Annotated in this window: 1 protein-coding gene; it reads right to left on the bottom strand. The window is 55.0% G+C overall.

Annotated features, from left to right (window positions below; translation table 11 throughout):
- Positions 1–1,098: AAA family ATPase (locus HZB34_14970; GenBank protein ID MBI5317260.1), on the bottom strand; the 1,098-nt coding region annotated here is incomplete at both ends.

Here is a 1,098-nt window from a genome sequence, read left to right as displayed (position 1 = left end):
TGCTTCGCGGGTGTAATGCGAGATGATCTGTCGAATGGTCGGCTCCGTCAGACGGACATGTTTGTTCGTAATCCCGTGCTCTTCGAGTTGACGGGGAATCAGGTATTTCTGAGCGATGCCGAGTTTCTCTTCTTCGGTATACCCGGGGATCTCGATGACCTCCATGCGATCGCGCAACGCGGGAAGGATCGGATCGATCAAATTTGCCGTGGTGATGAACATCACTTCCGTCAGGTCGAATGGAGCTCCGAGATAGTGGTCGGTAAACGTATTGTTCTGTTCCGGGTCGAGCACCTCCAGCAAGGCTGCCGAGGGGTCCCCTCGGAAATCCATCCCGACCTTGTCGACCTCGTCGAGCATGAACACCGGATTACTCGTGCCTGCCTGTTTCAGGCCTTGAATGATGCGTCCGGGTAATGCGCCGACATAGGTGCGGCGGTGGCCTCGGATTTCGGCCTCATCCCGTACGCCGCCCAAGCTGATACGGACAAACTCACGTCCCAATGCGCGGGCGATCGATTTCCCCAGCGAGGTTTTCCCGACTCCTGGTGGGCCGACGAAGCAGAGAATCGGGCCCTTCATCTTCTCTTTCAGCTTTCGGACGGCCAGATACTCCAGGATTCGCTCTTTGACCTTTTCGAGGTCGTAATGGTCGTCGTTCAAAACCTTCGCGGCCGCTTTCAGATCGAGGCTATCCTTCGAGCGCTTGGACCACGGCAATTCGACCATCCATTCCAAATAGGTTCGCACTGTCGCAGATTCGGCGGTATCCGGATGCATTTTCTCGAGACGCTTGAGCTGCTTTTCGGTCTCCTTCAAGACCTTCTCCGGCATCTTTGCGTCTTTGATGCGTTTGCGGAATTCCGTGATTTCTTCAGCCCGCTCATCGAGTTCGCCCAACTCCTTCTGAATGGCTTTCAGTTGTTCACGCAGGAAATACTCCCGCTGGGTCTTGTCCATCTCCCCTTTAGCTTGCGCCTGGATCTTTTGCTGCATGGAGAGGACTTCGATTTCCTTTCCGAGAATGTCGCTCACTTGGCGAAGGCGTTGAATTGGATCGGAGATTTCCAAAACGGCCTGGGTGGCATCGACCTTGAG

The organism is Nitrospirota bacterium (assembly GCA_016219645.1).
Lineage (GTDB): Bacteria > Nitrospirota > Nitrospiria > Nitrospirales > Nitrospiraceae > Palsa-1315.
This window is presented reverse-complemented; position numbering and strand designations above follow the sequence as displayed.